This window comes from Staphylococcus sp. EG-SA-2 (assembly GCF_017152085.1).
The window spans coordinates 1-17618 of the sequence record NZ_JACYHC010000565.1 but is presented as its reverse complement, the minus strand read 5'-3'; the positions used below and the strand labels follow the sequence as shown (position 1 = coordinate 17618).

Here is a 17618-nt window from a genome sequence, read left to right as displayed (position 1 = left end):
TAAGTTTGAAATAACGATATTTAGGAACTGGAAGTGATTTTTTATGAAAGCGAGCTGGCAATTTAATTATATTTTCGTGGGGAATCTCTGACAGAAGTTGTTTCGGTGGTGTTGCTGTCATATAAATCGTTGCATGTTCAACTTTAGAAGATGACTTCAATGCTTGTTGTAAACTTTTATCCATTGATAAAGGAAAGGCATCGACTTCATCAATAAAAATAGTATCAAAGTGCTGTTTGAATCGGTAAAGTTGATGTACTGTGCATACAACAAAATGCCCTTCAAATTGTTGACTTGATTGCTGGTGTAGTATGTCTATATCTTCATTAAGAAATGCGTCTTTAATACGTTTACTAATTTCTACAACAACATCTACACGCGGTGACACAATAGCTATATTATCTCCCTGTCGTCTTGCATATTGAATGCCTTGAAACATCATTTCTGTCTTACCTGCACCTGTTACGGCATATAACAAAATCGTTTGTCTCATTCTAATGGCTCGAACAATATGTTCTGAGGCATAAGACTGCTGTTCCGACAATTCAAATGAGAGATGATAATATGCTTGTGATGAACTTTGCGAACTCTCTGTTATTTTATATCTTGTTACATTATCCATTCGACCCAGTGATATACAATTTCTGCAATATACAATTTTCTTGGAATGTACTGAGGAATCATACTGATAAAAATGCTTTGGATTTGTACTTTCACATTGAACACAATAATAGTTTGAATTTTGTTTGATGACACCTGTTACTTCTTTTTTAATTTTTTCATTAGTAAGTGAAGTATGAGGATGAATTAATTTCCCGTAATGTTTAATGCTTAAAACCTCATTTCAACGTAAAAAAGAGCCTAATATTATAATGATTTTCTTATATCTTTAGCATTTTGACTTTCAAATGATGAACATTTAAAGCCATGTATACGAGAGATAATTTCCAATTACAATATAGACTCTTTTATTAAAATTTTATAATTATGTTAATCTTATTTTTCTGCCAACATAGCCTAAACCTAATCCACCAGAACCTAAATGTGCTGCAACAACTGGACCAAACTCAGAGTATGCTACTTGATAACCTGAAGGACAATCTTCTTGTAACTTTTTGTATAACGCTTGACCATCTTCAAAATGATCTCCATTTATGACAAATAAAGTTACTTCTTCAAAGTCTTTTACAATATCTAATACTTTCTTTTCTAATGTTTGAATGGCACGCTTTTTAGTACGAACTTTTTCTTCTGGTATAATCTTGCCATCTTCAAACTTAAGAACTGGCTTCATTTTCAATAATGTTCCAACCCATGCTTGAGCACCAGTAATTCGACCACTTTTTTGTAAATTCTTTAAGTCATCAACAATTAAATATGCACCTGTGTGCTCACGCATATTAGTTAAATCATCAATAATTTGCTGTGGTTCGTATCCTTCTTCAACCATTTCAATAGCACGTAATACATAACATCCTTCAATCATTGCTGCAAGCTTACTATCAAATGCATGTACATTAACACCTTCAACCATTTCCCCTGCTTGATAACTAGATTGATAACTTCCACTAATCCCACTGGATAAGCAAATGACAATGATATCTGTGTAACCCTGATCTCTTAGCATTTCATATTTAGTAATCCATTCGCCAATTGCTGGTTGGCTTGTTGTTGGAATCGTTTGAGACGATGCCATTTTATTATAAAATTCTTCAATTGCTATTTCATTACTTTCTGTAAAGTTCTTCCCATCATCAAAAGTCACACTTAATGGCGCTATTTGAATATTATATTTATCGATTAAGTCCTGCGACAGATAACTTGTAGAATCGGTCATCACAGCAATTTTCATAGTCGTCCTCCTAAAATATACTCATAGCAATGATACAATATTTCAGTTAAAAAGAAAATGGCAATCAAACGATTTATAGTCATGTCATTTTCAGTGTATAATGAAGATTAAATAATCTTAAGCTTATGAATTAAGGAGTTATTATGACACAAAATATCATTACTGTTAAAAAAGAACACATTATTGAAAATGTGATTAGTAAATCAAGATTCATTGCTCATATCAAACCTGTTCAAAATGAAGATGAAGCTAAAGCATTTATTGCTGCAATAAAAAAAGAACATAAAGATGCCACTCATAATTGTTCTGCATATACTATTGGACCTGAAATGAATATTCAAAAAGCGAATGATGATGGTGAACCGACAGGAACTGCCGGTGTCCCAATGTTAGACATATTAAAAAAGCTCGATGTTCATAATGCGTGTGTCGTAGTAACAAGATATTTTGGTGGTATTAAATTAGGTGGTGGCGGTTTAATTCGCGCCTATAGCGGTGCTGTTAGAGACGTCATTTATGATGTCGGGCGTGTCGAACTACGAGAAGCAGTACCATGTATAGTAACACTGAATTATGATCAAACTGGTAAATTTGAATATGAATTAGCTTCAACTCATTTTATGTTAAGAAACCAAACTTACACTGATAAGGTAAGCTACTATATCGATGTCGTTAAAAGTGACTATGAAGCGTTTATTAACTTTTTAAATCAAATGACTGCTGGAAATTTCGATTTGACTGAAGAAACTCCAAAGCAGTTACCTTTCGATATACCAACTGAATAAAAATAAAAACACTAGCTTAGGAGGGCTAACTCTAATTGCGTATTGTTACTTTGCAATTTGGAAAGCACGTTCCATGCTAGTGTTTTTTGTGAGTATGTCTTCCTTTATAACAACATAAAAGTACAGACATCATTTTTTTATTTTATTACTTACTGTTTTAAAATCTAATCTTCTTTGTGTGACGATTTCCGACTAATTAAATTTAATATTGGTCGGTAGTTGTTATCTATTAATCCTGTAAATTCAACAATTAATTCAATACTAAATATGATTAATACAAACATTAATACAACACCTAATGGTGGCGATACATACAAAATAATGCTCGAAAGACTAAATAAAATAGAGATTGAATAGATTAATAATACTGTTTGTCTATGTGTGTAGCCTAAAGCTAATAGTTTATGATGCAAATGCGATTTATCAGCTTGCATTATATGCTGCCCTTTTTTCACACGTCGAATCATTGCGAACAAAGTATCAATGAATGGAACTGCTAAGATAACAATTGGGAAGAACAATGCAATAATTGTAATATTTTTGAATCCGAGTAAAGAAAGGAATCCGATGATAAATCCAATCATTAAAGCCCCACTATCACCTAAAAATATTTTGGCAGGATGGAAATTGTAAAATAAAAACCCAATTAAAGAGCCTAATAAAACACAACAAATCATCGTTATGAAAATATTAGCTTGTAAAATTGCAATGAATCCTATTGTAATGAGTCCGATTGCAGAAACACCCGACGCCAAACCATCGAGTCCATCAATTAAGTTAATTGCATTTGTAATAGCAACAATCCAAATCACAGTAATTGGAATACTAAGAAATCCAAAATGAATCGTTGTACCCATTGGCAACGAAATAAAATCAATAGTCACACCATAAAAAGCAACTACTAAGGCAGCGGCAATTTGACCAGCCAATTTTATATACGGTTTCAAATCGTAGATATCATCTACAAGCCCAAGTACGTACATAATAATCGCACCAATAATAAGTGGTTTGATTTCTGTTTCAATAGGATGACCAATCCAAATACCTATTAAAAATGAAAAGAGAATCACTGTACCACCCATAACTGAAATAGGTTTAGTGTGTACTTTTCTAAAATTTGGTTTATCAACTAAATTTAATCTTTTCGATATTGCAATAACAATTGGTGTTATCGTCAAACTGACAATCATTGTTACTGCAACTAGTAATAATGTAACCATTTATTCACCTTCATCGATATTAATTGTTTTTAACGTTATATTTATTTAATATTGTCTTTATAGAATGATATATCTATTTTCTACGTATATCTTATAGCTTTATTATAAATTAATTCGCTCAATCAATGATATCATATTTACAACTATACGATTCATTTCTTATATATCGCCTATTATTCATTTTTTCATCATATCATTTAAGGCAACATTTTAACATCAAAGTCTATATCATACATTAATTTTATATGTAAACTAATGACAAATTGTAAGTTTTCACTTACAATAGCTAGTGGTCAATTAAAGGAGTCGATTCAGACATGTTCGAAGCATTTATATACAATATATCTGTTATAGTCGCTGGAATCTATTTATTCCATCGCTTACAGTATTCAGAAAACAAACGTATGGTTTTTTCTAAGGCTTATGTCACTGTTTTAATGACAATCGTATCATTATTATTATCTGTCTACCCTATCCCTTATCGTGAAGATTATTTAATTCACTTAACATTCGTTCCTTTATTGTTTTTAGGTAGATTTACAAATATGGTCTATACATTATCTGCCACAGTAATTGTAGCAATTGTTGAAATTGTAGTATTTAACAACTCGATTATGTACGGTGTTACGTTGATTGTTATTGCTGCAGTAACAAGTGCTATTGGACCATTTTTAAAACAAAATGATGTGCTATCATTATTAATACTTAATGTTGTTACAATAATCATTTTATTTGGTGTCGCGTTAGTGAGTCCTATTTATACACTATCGGAAGTTATCATTTTAATACCAATTTCATTAATTATCACTTTAGCTTCAGCGATAACATTTGTCGATATTTGGCATTTCTTCTCACTCGTAAATCGTTATGAAAACGAAGATAAATATGATTACTTAACAGGCTTAGGTAATGTAAAAGAATTTGATAGACATTTAAATGAAATTTCACGAAAAGCTGAAAAAGAACATCAAAGTATCGCTTTATTATTAATCGATATCGATGGATTTAAAGATGTCAATGATACCTACTCACACAAATCAGGTGATGCTGTATTAAAACAAATGTCTCAATTACTTAAAAACTATGTGCCGAATCAATTTAAAATTTTTAGAAATGGTGGCGAAGAGTTCTCAGTTGTCATTCACAATTATTCACTTGATCAAAGTGTTAAATTAGCTGAAAATATTCGTTCGGGTGTTGAAAAATCATCATTCCATTTACCAAACAAAGAAGTTATTAAATTGTCAGTGTCTATCGGTGTTGGTTATTTAACAGATGACGATCCAAAATCACAGCGTAAAGTGTTTAAAGATGCAGACGATATGGTGCATGTAGCCAAAAATCAAGGGCGAAACAAAGTAATGTTTAACCCTATTATCAATTTATAACAACGACAAAACTGTTAATCCTTTGCTATTATTAAATCATAGTATAATAGCAAAGATTAACAGTTTTTCTTATTTAAATTTGAACCATACAAGTTCATCATACTAACACAAAGTCTCACTATTGAAAGTTGTAACAACAAGTTGTAAACTTCAATTGTTCAAATAAATAACACATATCATTGGAGGTGAATTGATATGCCAGATTCAATCACAATTATAGATGAAAACAAAGTGATTGATGTTGTATTAATTGCAGGTAGAATTTTACTTGAATCAGGTGCTGAAACATATCGAGTTGAAGATACAATGAACCGTATCGCACATAGTTATGGTCTTCATAATACATATAGTTTTGTCAGTTCAACTGCAATTATTTTTTCATTAAACGATCGAACAAGTACAAGATTAATTCGTGTACAAGAGCGTACAACAGATTTAGAGAAAATCGCTTTAACGAATAGTCTTTCACGTAAAATATCAAATAAAGAACTCACAATTGATGAAGCTAAATCTGAATTTATTCATTTACAGCATGCATCATTACAATATTCTTTTTTAACGAATTTCTTTGCAGCTGCCATTGCATGTGGCTTCTTCCTATTTATGTTTGGTGGTGTCGCATCAGATTGTTGGATTGCAGTCATTGCTGGTGGATCCGCATTTTTAACATTCAGCTTTGTGCAACGCTATATACAAATTAAATTTTTCTCAGAGTTTGTTGCAGCTGCTGTGGTCATATCCATTGCAGCCACATTTACTAAATTAGGCATTGCAACCAATCAAGATATCATTACTATAGCCAGTGTCATGCCACTTGTCCCTGGTATATTAATTACCAATGCCATTCGAGATTTATTAGCGGGTGAATTACTTGCAGGTATGTCTCGAGGTGTTGAAGCTGCATTAACAGCATTCGCAATCGGTGCTGGTGTCGCAATCGTTTTATTAATCATTTAAGGAAGGACTGTTAAAGCATGCTATTTTATTTATTTCATTTTACAATCAGCTTTATATCAACAGTACTTTTCTCTATCATTTTCAATGCACCCAAACGCCTCTTAGTAGCATGTGGATTTGTAGGTGCCATTGCATGGACGATTTACCAATTAACGGTAGATTTAGAGTTTGGAAAAGTTGGCGCTTCATTTTTGGGAAGCTTAATTTTAGGCTTAATGAGTCATACTATGAGTCGCAGATATAAACGACCGGTAATTATATTCATAGTACCAGGCATTATACCATTAGTACCTGGTGGTGCAGCTTATCAAGCGACTCGTTTTTTAGTATCGAATGATTATACAAGTGCTGTAAATACATTTTTAGAAGTTACACTGATTTCAGGTGCGATTGCTTTCGGTATATTAGTTTCTGAAATTCTATATTACCTATACACACGTATCAAACAACTGTATGGTAAAATCAAAGGTAAGACATATAAAAAATCTTACAACATGAATAATAGAGTTTAAGGGGTCGAATATAATGAAGAACCAATTGATAGATAGATTAACAAGATATACGACAATTGATACGCAATCTGATCCAAAATCTACAACAACACCTTCAACTGAAAAGCAATGGGATTTGTTACATTTATTAGAAAAAGAATTACAACAATTAGGATTGCCAACTGATTTAGATGAAAATGGCTACTTATTTGCTACATTAGAAAGTAACATCGATGCCGACGTCCCAACAGTTGGATTTTTGGCGCATGTTGATACATCACCTGATTTCAATGCTTCAAATGTTAAACCGCAAATTATTGAAAACTATGATGGTAAGCCATACAAACTAGGCAATACTAAACGTGTCTTAGATCCTAAAGTATTTCCAGAACTTAACAGTTTAGTTGGTCATACATTAATGGTAACTGATGGTACATCGTTACTAGGTGCAGACGATAAAGCGGGTATTGTGGAAATTATGGAAGCTATTTGTTATTTACAAGAACATCCAGAAATTAAACATGGTACCATTCGCATTGGATTTACACCAGACGAAGAAATCGGTCGTGGTCCACATAAATTTGATGTTGACCGCTTCAATGCTGATTTTGCTTATACTATGGATGGTAGTCAATATGGAGAATTACAATATGAAAGCTTTAACGCTGCTGAAGCGGTTATTACATGCCACGGTGTAAATGTTCATCCTGGTTCAGCTAAAAATGCAATGGTAAACGCAATACGTTTAGGTGAACAATTCGATAGTTTGCTACCTGATAGTGAAGTTCCGGAGCGAACAGAAGGATACGAAGGCTTTTATCACTTAATGAACTTTGAAGGAACTGTTGAAAAAGCAACTTTGCAATACATTATTCGTGATCATGATAAAAAACAATTCGAATTGCGTAAGAAACGTATTTTAGAAATACGTGACGATATCAATGCCCATTTTGAAAATTATCCAGTTAAAGTTGATATATCGGATCAATATTTCAATATGGCAGAAAAAATATTACCATTGCCTCATATTATTGATATACCTAAACGTGTCTTTGCCAAATTAGATATTCCAGCAAACACTGAACCTATTCGTGGTGGTACAGATGGTTCACAATTGTCATTTATGGGGTTACCAACTCCAAACATCTTTACAGGTTGCGGTAACTTCCACGGCCCATATGAATATGCATCCATTGATGTTATGGAAAAAGCAGTACAAGTAATCATTGGAATTGTAGAAGATATCGCTGAAAATCACTAAAAACAAACGATTATATACTAGTTCAACTCAGGCTTAATTAATAAAAAAATCACGCTAACATTCAGTGCAATGATAGCGTGATTTTTCATATTTTTTACGTATACTTTCGATCTTCTAATTCGTTTTGCTAACCATCATAAATGTTATTAACCATCATGACAGCATCATCAATTTAGTCCTTCTTTACTAAACCTCAACATTAAAATGTGTTTTCAACAGTTTTAAAGACTGAACCGTATAATGCCTAATTTGTAATCCCATTTTAAAGTCAGTATAAGTTTCTGGCATATCGATAAATGTATTAAACATTGCTGTAACCCCTTGTGATTCAAATAAATCAAACTTTTCAGCAGTTGCACAAATTGCAATGGCAACCTTTTGATGTTTATGACAAAGTTCTGCAATACGCAATGTTGTCGTTTCTAGCAACTGATCATTTTCATTTAACCCTTCTCCAAAAATAATTAAATCCGCTTGTTCAACTAAATTTTCTAAATGTGTTAGTTGGTCTACTAATGCATGACTGGTTAATATTTCAGCTTGATACAGTCCATTCAAGACTGCTGCAATTCCACCACCAGCACCACCACGTTCAACTGGACCAATTGCAATTTTCAATTCACTTTTAAATAACTCACTAAAATACCAAATTAAATTATCGATTTCTGCTGCTTGATTATGATGCAACTGATGCGCATCATAAGTTTGCATGATTTCACTTTGCTTACCATATAATCGACTTGAAAAATCCGACATTACTTGAATTCTTGCTGTTTCCATTTTAGGGTGTAAGTTCGACATATCCATACGACGAATATATTTAATTACACCAGCACCTTGTCTCATATCTACGACACGCCCTTCGTCATCATAGAATTGAGCACCTAATGCTTGTAACATACCTGCACCAGCATCAAAACTATCAATCCCACCTAGTGAAATTACAACATGTTTTGCGTCATTATCTAATGCATGTTTAATCATTTCTCCTAAACCATAACTTGTTCGTTCAACAATTGGTTTTTTACCTTTTAAAAATAAATTCCCCTCGATAACGGTCATCCCTGTATCAGTTTGTCCGTAAACACCTTCAACTTCATTCATATCTGCATCATGTACTGGTATACGATACTTTTGCCCAGATTGCCATAAAAATACAGAATCTAATAATTCATGTCTTCCATTAAACAATGGTACTTGAACTACATCTGCAGTTTCAATTTGGCTTGCAACTGCCTCTTCAACATATCTATTAGCTTGATAACTCGAAATAATTCCATGAAACTCATCCATGGCTACTAATACTTTCATAACCTTGACCACCTTACTTTATTATTTGTTGTGATACGTTTTTTATTCATAAAAGATTAATCTTAAATTTTAGATTTTATCTCGTGATTATATGCGAACATTTAACATGACATGATTATTAATTATTCCAGTAAATAACAGTATGCTTCTTTTGGTTTATCATATATTTCCTATTAAACTAACTTACAAATCATGTTTAAATTTTCTTATTGGATTCGTCGTTTTCCAAAATATTTTCAATAAAAATACTCGAATACATTATACATATGTTTGTAAAAAAGTACTAACTTAACTGCTTCTAAAGGTGACATAAAATAAAAGGTCAGAACATCATTATAGCCAAACTACTCTGATTCACACGAATTTAAGTTGTGCTATTCACGTCTAGTAGTGTAAGGCAAAATGTTCCAACCTATAGTTTCATTATTCTTCTGCTTGTGCTAATGACGACACATTGATATCACCGTGGTCTCGATTCCAAACCATTTCACCATTTACAAAATAAAATGCTTGAGGTGATTCATGTTTAACGTTCGTTTTTTTAGCAATATAATCTGACAAATCGCGTTCTTGTTGGACAATCAAATAATAACCGTCCATATCGCGTTCATATAAAAATTTATTAAATTGATCGTACGCATTTGCCGATATTGGACAAGTTTCACTATGTTTTAATACAAAAACATATTTATTTTCCTCAATAACCTGTTCAAATTGGTCAATTGAACTTAGCTTTATAGCCACTCTATTCACCTCTAAAAATATTTATCACATTTAAATAGCATCTGCGTGACATTTTTATACATATAGTTAATATCAATGTTTACCATTATACACATAGTAAGTTGACATGTTAACCATAAATTCAAAATTTTTAACTTTGAAAAATGATTATAGTTATTTTTCTTCTAATTTTTCAAGCTTTTTTTCAAAGGCTTTATCGCCGTGAGTTATATCTATACCCTTTTTCGGCAACTTATCTACATCGACTTTTGATAACTTCTCACTAACCTTTATTGTTTCAATACGTGTATTATAATAGTTCTGCAGACTGTAATACATTTCTATTGCGTTTTTCCTTGCATTATTAACATGCTTATCACTAATATTAGTTTGGTTAATATCGGTAATTTGTTTTTCAATCATTGGCATAATGTGATTTTTAATCGCGCCTTTTACTTCATTTTCTTTACTATCATCTAGGTTCTTCTTCGCAGTATCTCTTAACGCTTTATTATTATGTTCTAATTTTGTCGTAAGATTAGTTGCTTCACTTTTATTATCAGCTAATTTAATTTCTGATTCAACTTTGTATCTATTTTTTTCAAATTGTTTCGTATAATCTAAAATGTCTTCGTTATACTTGATAGATTGATTACATAAACCTATGAATTTTTTTAATTGATATATCGCATCCTTCTTCTCATTTGCAAGCGTCATATATTCTTTTTTTAATTTCTTAACTTTCATTGTATCATCAGGCAAATTTTTTGCTGACTTATAATATGCTTCAAATTTAGGTATGAGATGGTTTTTAACATCTTCTTGTAGTGCCTTAAATTCTTTACTATTTTTATCAGTTGTATCAGTTTTACTTAGATGATCAATTTCTTTCAAATGTATATTATCCATGACATGTTGTAATTCTTTTTGTTTTTGCTCAACATCTTTAAATTGCTTAGTAAATTGATGTTGTGCCTCTTTTTCTTTATTACCACAAGCACTTATTACTACAAATAAAATCGCTAAAACAGCGATAATAACAATTTTTTTCATGATTGCACTCCTTAACAGATTCATTATACAAAAACATGTTTATTATGAAAATGAATTATGTTATAGTATTCCAGACTTTATCGTGATTAAATTAAATTTCAATATCAAAGGAGTTTATCATGTATTCAAATGTTCAACCATTCATTAATAGTGATTTAACTAATTGTTTTCAATCACAATACACTGAAATTGAATCATTATTATTCAACCTCTTAGACAGCCCAGTAAAATATACAAAACATATTGGCGGTACGCATCATTTTAAATATTCAACAGAGCCAATTTTAGATATTTTAGTAGGTGTAGAAAATTTGCATGATATTACATCCTTAGATGAAAAACGCTTAAATTATGTAGGGTTTTATCGTTTGCATCATAAATATACTAAGAAAGTTATGATGGCGAAGTTTAACAATTTTCATGAACTAAAACAACAGGTGCGTCTACATATCATTCAAATGAATACCCAAACATTTGAATCTTATCTTGCACTTGATTACCTCTTATCAACTAATGATGATATTGCTTTGCAATTCAATACAAAAAAGCACCAAATATTGCAACATAGCTTAACAATTAGACAATATGAGATGCAAAAGCAACAATACTTTGAAAAACTATGTAAAAAATACTTATAACGACAATAATGCCGTATTTTATAATTATACTAATTCTAATACTTTCTTTTCAATTTTCGCAAATGAATTTTAAAATTGGTATAATACTATATGATATTAAAGACATGAGAAAGGATGTACTGAGAAGTGATAAATAAAGACATCTATCAAGCTTTACAACAACTTATCCCAAATGAAAAAATTAAAGTTGATGAACCTTTAAAACGATACACTTATACTAAAACAGGTGGTAATGCCGACTTTTATATTACCCCTACTAAAAATGAAGAAGTACAAGCAGTTGTTAAATATGCCTATCAAAATGAGATTCCTGTTACATATTTAGGAAATGGCTCAAATATTATTATCCGTGAAGGTGGTATTCGCGGCATTGTAATTAGTTTATTATCACTAGATCATATCGATGTATCTGATGATGCGATAATAGCCGGTAGCGGCGCTGCAATTATTGATGTCTCACGTGTTGCTCGTGATTACGCACTTACTGGCCTTGAATTTGCATGTGGTATTCCAGGTTCAATTGGTGGTGCAGTGTATATGAATGCTGGCGCTTATGGTGGCGAAGTTAAAGATTGTATAGACTATGCGCTTTGCGTAAACGAACAAGGCTCGTTAATTAAACTTACAACAAAAGAATTAGAGTTAGATTATCGTAATAGCATTATTCAAAAAGAACACTTAGTTGTATTAGAAGCTGCATTTACTTTAGCTCCTGGTAAAATGACTGAAATACAAGCTAAAATGGATGATTTAACAGAACGTAGAGAATCTAAACAACCTTTAGAGTATCCTTCATGTGGTAGTGTATTCCAAAGACCGCCTGGTCATTTTGCAGGTAAATTGATACAAGATTCTAATTTGCAAGGTCACCGTATTGGCGGCGTTGAAGTTTCAACCAAACACGCTGGTTTTATGGTAAATGTAGACAATGGAACTGCTACAGATTATGAAAACCTTATTCATTATGTACAAAAGACCGTCAAAGAAAAATTTGGCATTGAATTAAATCGTGAAGTTCGCATTATTGGTGAACATCCAAAGGAATCGTAAGTTAAGGAGCTTTGTCTATGCCTAAAGTTTATGGTTCATTAATCGATACTGAAACACGCTGTCGCCATTATTTTACCGAAGAAGATATTATTGCTATTAAATTTAAATGTTGTAATAAATACTATCCATGCTATAAGTGCCATAATGAGTTTGAAAAGCACGCCATTAAGCGTTGGTCTGAGCCTTCATTTAACGAAAAAGCAATCTTATGCGGTGTATGCAAACACGAATTAACAATCAATGAATATATGATGGTAGAGCGTTGTCCAAATTGCCAATCTCGGTTTAACAATCGCTGTAAATATCACTATCATATTTATTTTGAAATTTAAACAACATAGTCAAAACATTATAGGGAGTGGGTCAGACATGATAAAGCACCACTTCTGTAGAATTCCTTTTTGAAATTCTCTATGTTTGGGCCCCGCCAACTTGCATTGTCAGTAGAAATTGAAAATCAAATTTCTCTATGTTTGGAGCCCACTGGTATTGAAATGAACTTGTTACAAGTACATGTTCATTCAACCAACGACTGACAACAGAACATTTTAGAGTCTAGGACATTGATTGACGTCCCAGATTTCCTTTTTTAAAGAAAAGAGGGGAGCAATGATTAAGACCTTTAACCATTGTTCCCCTCTTTTAAAATTATTTTACAACTTTATCAAGTTCCTCAATTTGTTTAATTGTAGTTGTAGTTGATCCAGCTGCAAAGTACCATAATTTAGGATCTAAATTATATACTTTGTCTTCTTTAATTGCTTTAACATTTTTTAATACAGGATTATTTAATGCTTGTTTCGCAGTTGATTTACCACTTATCGCTTGACCTCTATCCATCGCTAAAATAACATCTGGATTTTCTTTATTAACATATTCGTTAGAAACATTTTGTCCATGATTGCTATTACTTACTTTTTTATCAACTGCATTGAATCCTAATGTATCGTAAACTAATCCACCAAAACGACCTTTAGGTCCAAATGTTGATAATTCACCTTCGTTAACTAGTAAATACATAACAGTTTTATTGAAGTTTTTCGTTTTATCTTTCATTGAAGCAATTTTGTTATCTAAATCTTTATTTAATTCTTTAGCTTTATCTTCTTTATCGTAAATTTTACCGATATTTTCAGTGTTTTGTTTCATTGAACCAATTAAGTTCTTTTCATCTGCACCAACATAAACAATTTTCGCTTTAGGTGCAGCTTTTTTGAATTCATCTAAATTCTTTTGATTAGCTGTACGTCCAGAGATAAAGATTACTTCGGGTTTCGTCGCAGCAATTTTATCAAAATTCACTTCTTTTAAATTACCAACGTTTGTATATTTATCATCTTTAAATGATTCTAAGAAATTCGGTAATGACTTACCGCCTTCCCCTTTAGGTAATGCTTTTACTTTATCTGATAAGCCCATTTCTTTCATTACATCTAATGCGCCATAGTCTAACACAACTGCATTTTTAGGATTTTTTGGTACTTCAACAGTTTCTTTAACTTTTTTAGCGTCACTACCATCTTTTTTCTCGCCACGCATTTTATAGTTATTTTCAATTTTTACTGTATCTTTAGAACCTTTAGTTTCTGATTTTGATTGTTCTTTATCAGAATTGTTACCGCATGCCGCTAATAAAAACATTACTGCTAATACTAAATATAAGACTGTTTTCTTCATAATATAATATTCTCCTCTTTTGGCTTAATCTGTGTGCTTGATGTGAAATATAAATAAATGCTTTACGTTTAACCCTTCTTTAATTGGCGCATCACCCCTTTAAAGTGTCTCCAAATTATCAATCCTTAAAATATAAACAAATCCTTTGATTTCTTATATGTTCAATTTGAATATTCATGTCATATAAATCACTTAAAACACTACTTTGAATGACATTATCTTTCAAATCTGACTTAACTAGTTGTCCGTTTTTCAATGCTACAATCTGATCTGAATAACAGGACGCAAAGTTAATATCATGTAACACAATGACAATCGCTTTATTCATTTTATGCGCTAACATTTTTAACGTTTGCATAATTTGAACAGCATGCTTCATATCTAAATTATTTAATGGTTCATCTAGCAAAATATATTCAGTATCTTGTGCTATTGTCATTGCAATGTATGCACGCTGACGTTGTCCACCAGATAATGACTTAATATTACGATTTCTGATATCTTGTAGTTGCAACAAATCTAGCGCATCATTGACAATATCATGATCCTCTTTCGTCAAACGACCTTTAGAATAAGGGAATCGTCCAAAGTTTACCAACTGCTCTACCGTAATATTCATTTCAGTATGGTTTGTTTGTTTTAATATAGATATTTTTTTCGACAAGTCATTATTTTTATAATCAGACATGAGCTGTCCATCTATTTTCACTTCACCGTTATCAAAACGAATTAACCTACATATCGCTGAAAGTAAAGTACTCTTACCCGCACCATTAGGTCCAATTAAAGAAGTCAATTTACCTTTTTCGATATCTATGCTAATATCTTCCAATATCATTTGATTATTTATAGTTTTAGTTAAATTTTCAACTTGAATCATTGCGCATTTCTCCTTCTAACTAATAGATAAATGAAATAACTTCCACCAATCAAATCAATAAGTATACTCATTTCTGTCGTAGCTTCAAACACATTTTCAACTACCCATTGCGCACTAAATAAACTAATCCAACTCAAGCAAATTGTCGCAATTAAAATATACTTATGTTCATACGTCTTCATTAGTTCATGCGCTAGATTTACAGTTAATAAACCTAAAAATGTAATTGGTCCTACTAATGCAGTTGACACAGAAACTAAAACTGAGACTATTACAAGTAGAATTCGCGTTAATTTTTCATACGATATCCCAAGATTAATTGCTTCAGCACGACCTAAAAGCAATACATCTAAATAAGGCAATAGTAAAATTGTAATGACTAATAAGATTACTAATAGCACTGCTGAGAAAGTAACTAAATTCGAATTAGAAGCATTAAAATTAGCAAACATACTACTTTGTATTGCTAAAAATGACTCAGGATCCATAATCAGTTGAATAAAACCTGTTATGCTTCTAAAAAATGTTCCTAAAAGGACACCAATAAGTAAGATAAAATAAATTGAAAAATGTCCAATTTTAAAGATACCTTGGAATAGGATTAGTGCGAATAACACCATCGTTATAAGTGTTAATATAAAGTTCAAATATACATTAGTAACCCATACCGATTGAATTCCAAATAAAAAGACTGGCAATACTTTGATAAATAAATAAACTGCATCTAACCCCATTATTGATGGTGTCAATAGACGGTTATTTGTAATCGCTTGAAAAATCACCACTGAAGTTGCAATGGCAGCACCTACTAAAATAATTAATATGAACTTTCTTAAACGACTTGAAAATTGATATTCAAATATTTCAAAATCAATACCTACAAATAAGTACAGCATACTAATTAATAACGTTACTGCAATTAAAAGCATTATTTTTTTATTATTGTTGCGCATAATTTTTCCTACCTTTCATAAGCAAGATAAGGAAAATGATTGTTCCAAATACACCTATTGTTAAACCAATATTTATTTCATATGGATAAACAACAATTCTGCCAACTATATCAGAAAATAATACAAAGATGGCACCTAACATCATCGTATGAGGGATAGCATTTTTCAAATGATCACCTCGATAAATTGAAATAATATTTGGTATTACTAGTCCTAAGAACGGTAATGTTCCAACAGTCACCACTACCAATGCTGTAATAGTTGCAGTAATAAACAATGCGATGTTAATTAATTTTTCGTAACTCAAACCTAAATTATTAGTAAAGTCTTTACCCATTCCTACAATCGTGAAATGATTAGCAAAAAGATATGTCAATGCTAAAAGAGGAATACTTAAATATAAAATTTCATAGCGTCCACTTGTGATAATGGCAAAGTTCCCGTTAAGCCAGTTACCAATGCTTTGAACAGCATTCGTGCGCAATGAGATGAAGGTTGTGAAACTTGCAACAATCCCACCCATCATAATTCCTAAAAGCGGTACAAAAATGACATCTTTCACTTTTATAAAATCAATGATTTTAACAAATAAAAACGTACCGCAAATACTGCAAATAACAGCAAATACTAGTTTTAATAAAATATGACTGGTTGGAAAGAACAATAAAGCAATTAAAATACCTAGTTTAGCCCATTCCATCGTTCCAGCTGTAGTCGGACTAACAAACTTATTTTGCATCATTTGTTGCATTATCAAGCCTGCTAAAGCCAACGAACTTCCAGCAATTAAAATACTCATCGTCCTTGGTATTCGGCTTGAGAATAAAATATTCCGCTGTGATTCAGTTAAATGTAGTAAATCTTTAATTGATAGTTCACTCACACCTATGAACAACGAAATAATTGTCAACAATATTAGTAATAGAAGCAAAATATTTCCCTTTAATAAATACTTCATTACAAATTTTTCTCCCTTTAAATTAATGATAATCATTATCATTGATAATATTTCTCATTAATAGTAGCGTTTTTTGACCATAATTTCAATAGCCTTTCAAATAATTTAGTGTCAATTTTATTGATATTTGCAATTAAACTGAAATTTAATTTTTCGGAATGTGTATTTTGTTTGCTTAAAGTAAAATAGAACACCCTTTTGTAATGCAATATCTTGTATACTTTCTAGCCTCATTGACATCATTAAATACAATTTTTACTTTTTCAAAATATGCATACGCTTTTAAGCATAGAGAAAAGACCTTCAACATGTAGGAGACAAGACGAAACGAATCGCTATTTCCCTTTACATGTGAAGGTCTTTTAATTTAATTGTTATTTGTTGTCAAATACAAAGTCATCATCTTGTAATGCTTCTACGT

The 17618-nt window shown here is 31.5% G+C and carries 19 protein-coding genes; 8 read left to right on the top strand and 11 right to left on the bottom strand.

Annotation, left to right across the window (positions count from 1 at the left end; all coding sequences use genetic code 11):
• On the bottom strand, positions 1-622 hold a 622-nt coding region (locus IDG60_RS09730), incomplete at its 3' end, for a DEAD/DEAH box helicase family protein (RefSeq protein ID WP_206160651.1).
• 363 nt (positions 623-985) lie between these two features.
• Positions 986-1852: a fatty acid kinase binding subunit FakB1 gene (gene fakB1, locus IDG60_RS09725; protein ID WP_000686344.1), complete on the bottom strand. Its 867-nt coding sequence runs from the start codon at positions 1850-1852 to the stop codon at positions 986-988.
• Positions 1853-1995: 143 nt separating this feature from the next.
• Here fakB1 and IDG60_RS09720 point away from each other — a divergent pair, with 143 nt between their 5' ends.
• On the top strand, positions 1996-2637 hold the full coding sequence (locus tag IDG60_RS09720; RefSeq protein ID WP_000192949.1) for a YigZ family protein: 642 nt from the start codon (positions 1996-1998) through the stop codon (positions 2635-2637).
• A 164-nt stretch (positions 2638-2801) separates the two neighbouring features.
• On the opposite strand, the gene IDG60_RS09715 is transcribed toward IDG60_RS09720, so the two are convergent.
• Positions 2802-3857 carry a glycosyltransferase family 4 protein gene (locus IDG60_RS09715; RefSeq protein WP_000258150.1) on the bottom strand — a complete coding sequence of 352 codons (1056 nt, stop codon included), beginning with the start codon at positions 3855-3857 and terminating at the stop codon, positions 2802-2804.
• A 317-nt stretch (positions 3858-4174) separates the two neighbouring features.
• On the opposite strand from IDG60_RS09715, the gene gdpS reads away from it, so the two are divergent.
• From gdpS to pepT, 4 genes are all read left to right on the top strand, one after another.
• Positions 4175-5245 carry a GGDEF domain-containing protein GdpS gene (gdpS, locus tag IDG60_RS09710; protein ID WP_000460983.1) on the top strand — a complete coding sequence of 357 codons (1071 nt, stop codon included), beginning with the start codon at positions 4175-4177 and terminating at the stop codon, positions 5243-5245.
• Between the two features lie 195 nt (positions 5246-5440).
• Positions 5441-6202 carry a threonine/serine exporter family protein gene (locus IDG60_RS09705; protein WP_001113406.1) on the top strand — a complete coding sequence of 254 codons (762 nt, stop codon included), beginning with the start codon at positions 5441-5443 and terminating at the stop codon, positions 6200-6202.
• Positions 6203-6219: 17 nt separating this feature from the next.
• On the top strand, positions 6220-6714 hold the full coding sequence (locus IDG60_RS09700) for a threonine/serine exporter family protein (protein WP_000899890.1): 495 nt from the start codon (positions 6220-6222) through the stop codon (positions 6712-6714).
• A 13-nt stretch (positions 6715-6727) separates the two neighbouring features.
• Entirely contained in the window at positions 6728-7954 is a 1227-nt protein-coding gene (pepT, locus tag IDG60_RS09695) for a peptidase T (RefSeq protein WP_000795811.1), read from the top strand.
• 186 nt (positions 7955-8140) lie between these two features.
• On the opposite strand, the gene IDG60_RS09690 is transcribed toward pepT, so the two are convergent.
• From IDG60_RS09690 to IDG60_RS09680, 3 genes are all read right to left on the bottom strand, one after another.
• A complete protein-coding gene (locus IDG60_RS09690) occupies positions 8141-9265 on the bottom strand; it encodes a glycerate kinase (protein WP_000866737.1) in 1125 nt (374 codons plus the stop codon).
• 423 nt (positions 9266-9688) lie between these two features.
• Positions 9689-10009 carry a bacillithiol system redox-active protein YtxJ gene (gene ytxJ / locus IDG60_RS09685; RefSeq protein ID WP_000985617.1) on the bottom strand — a complete coding sequence of 107 codons (321 nt, stop codon included), beginning with the start codon at positions 10007-10009 and terminating at the stop codon, positions 9689-9691.
• A gap of 153 nt (positions 10010-10162) precedes the next feature.
• Positions 10163-11041 carry an EMYY motif lipoprotein gene (locus IDG60_RS09680; RefSeq protein WP_000724887.1) on the bottom strand — a complete coding sequence of 293 codons (879 nt, stop codon included), beginning with the start codon at positions 11039-11041 and terminating at the stop codon, positions 10163-10165.
• A 119-nt stretch (positions 11042-11160) separates the two neighbouring features.
• On the opposite strand from IDG60_RS09680, the gene IDG60_RS09675 reads away from it, so the two are divergent.
• The 3 genes from IDG60_RS09675 (at position 11161) to IDG60_RS09665 (ending at position 13061) form a co-directional block, all read left to right on the top strand.
• Entirely contained in the window at positions 11161-11679 is a 519-nt protein-coding gene (locus IDG60_RS09675) for a GrpB family protein (RefSeq protein ID WP_000287207.1), read from the top strand.
• 126 nt (positions 11680-11805) lie between these two features.
• Positions 11806-12729 (top strand): UDP-N-acetylmuramate dehydrogenase, encoded by a 924-nt coding sequence (gene murB, locus IDG60_RS09670; RefSeq protein ID WP_000608433.1) that lies wholly within the window; start codon positions 11806-11808, stop codon positions 12727-12729.
• A gap of 17 nt (positions 12730-12746) precedes the next feature.
• On the top strand, positions 12747-13061 hold the full coding sequence (locus IDG60_RS09665) for a CHY zinc finger protein (protein ID WP_001127269.1): 315 nt from the start codon (positions 12747-12749) through the stop codon (positions 13059-13061).
• A gap of 316 nt (positions 13062-13377) precedes the next feature.
• Here IDG60_RS09665 and IDG60_RS09660 read toward each other — a convergent pair whose 3' ends face one another.
• From IDG60_RS09660 to IDG60_RS09640, 5 genes are all read right to left on the bottom strand, one after another.
• Entirely contained in the window at positions 13378-14406 is a 1029-nt protein-coding gene (locus tag IDG60_RS09660) for a ferrated catecholamine ABC transporter substrate-binding lipoprotein SstD (RefSeq protein ID WP_000754443.1), read from the bottom strand.
• Positions 14407-14524: 118 nt separating this feature from the next.
• On the bottom strand, positions 14525-15286 hold the full coding sequence (locus tag IDG60_RS09655) for an iron ABC transporter ATP-binding protein (RefSeq protein ID WP_000616840.1): 762 nt from the start codon (positions 15284-15286) through the stop codon (positions 14525-14527).
• A complete protein-coding gene (locus tag IDG60_RS09650) occupies positions 15283-16239 on the bottom strand; it encodes an iron chelate uptake ABC transporter family permease subunit (protein WP_001245577.1) in 957 nt (318 codons plus the stop codon). The genes IDG60_RS09655 and IDG60_RS09650 overlap by 4 nt, the downstream gene beginning before the upstream one ends.
• Positions 16226-17197 carry an ABC transporter permease gene (locus IDG60_RS09645; protein WP_000876320.1) on the bottom strand — a complete coding sequence of 324 codons (972 nt, stop codon included), beginning with the start codon at positions 17195-17197 and terminating at the stop codon, positions 16226-16228. The genes IDG60_RS09650 and IDG60_RS09645 overlap by 14 nt, the downstream gene beginning before the upstream one ends.
• Positions 17198-17235: 38 nt before the next feature.
• Positions 17236-17391, bottom strand: coding sequence for a hypothetical protein (locus tag IDG60_RS09640; protein ID WP_000499195.1), 156 nt, complete (start codon positions 17389-17391; stop codon positions 17236-17238).
• Positions 17392-17618 lie beyond the last annotated feature (227 nt).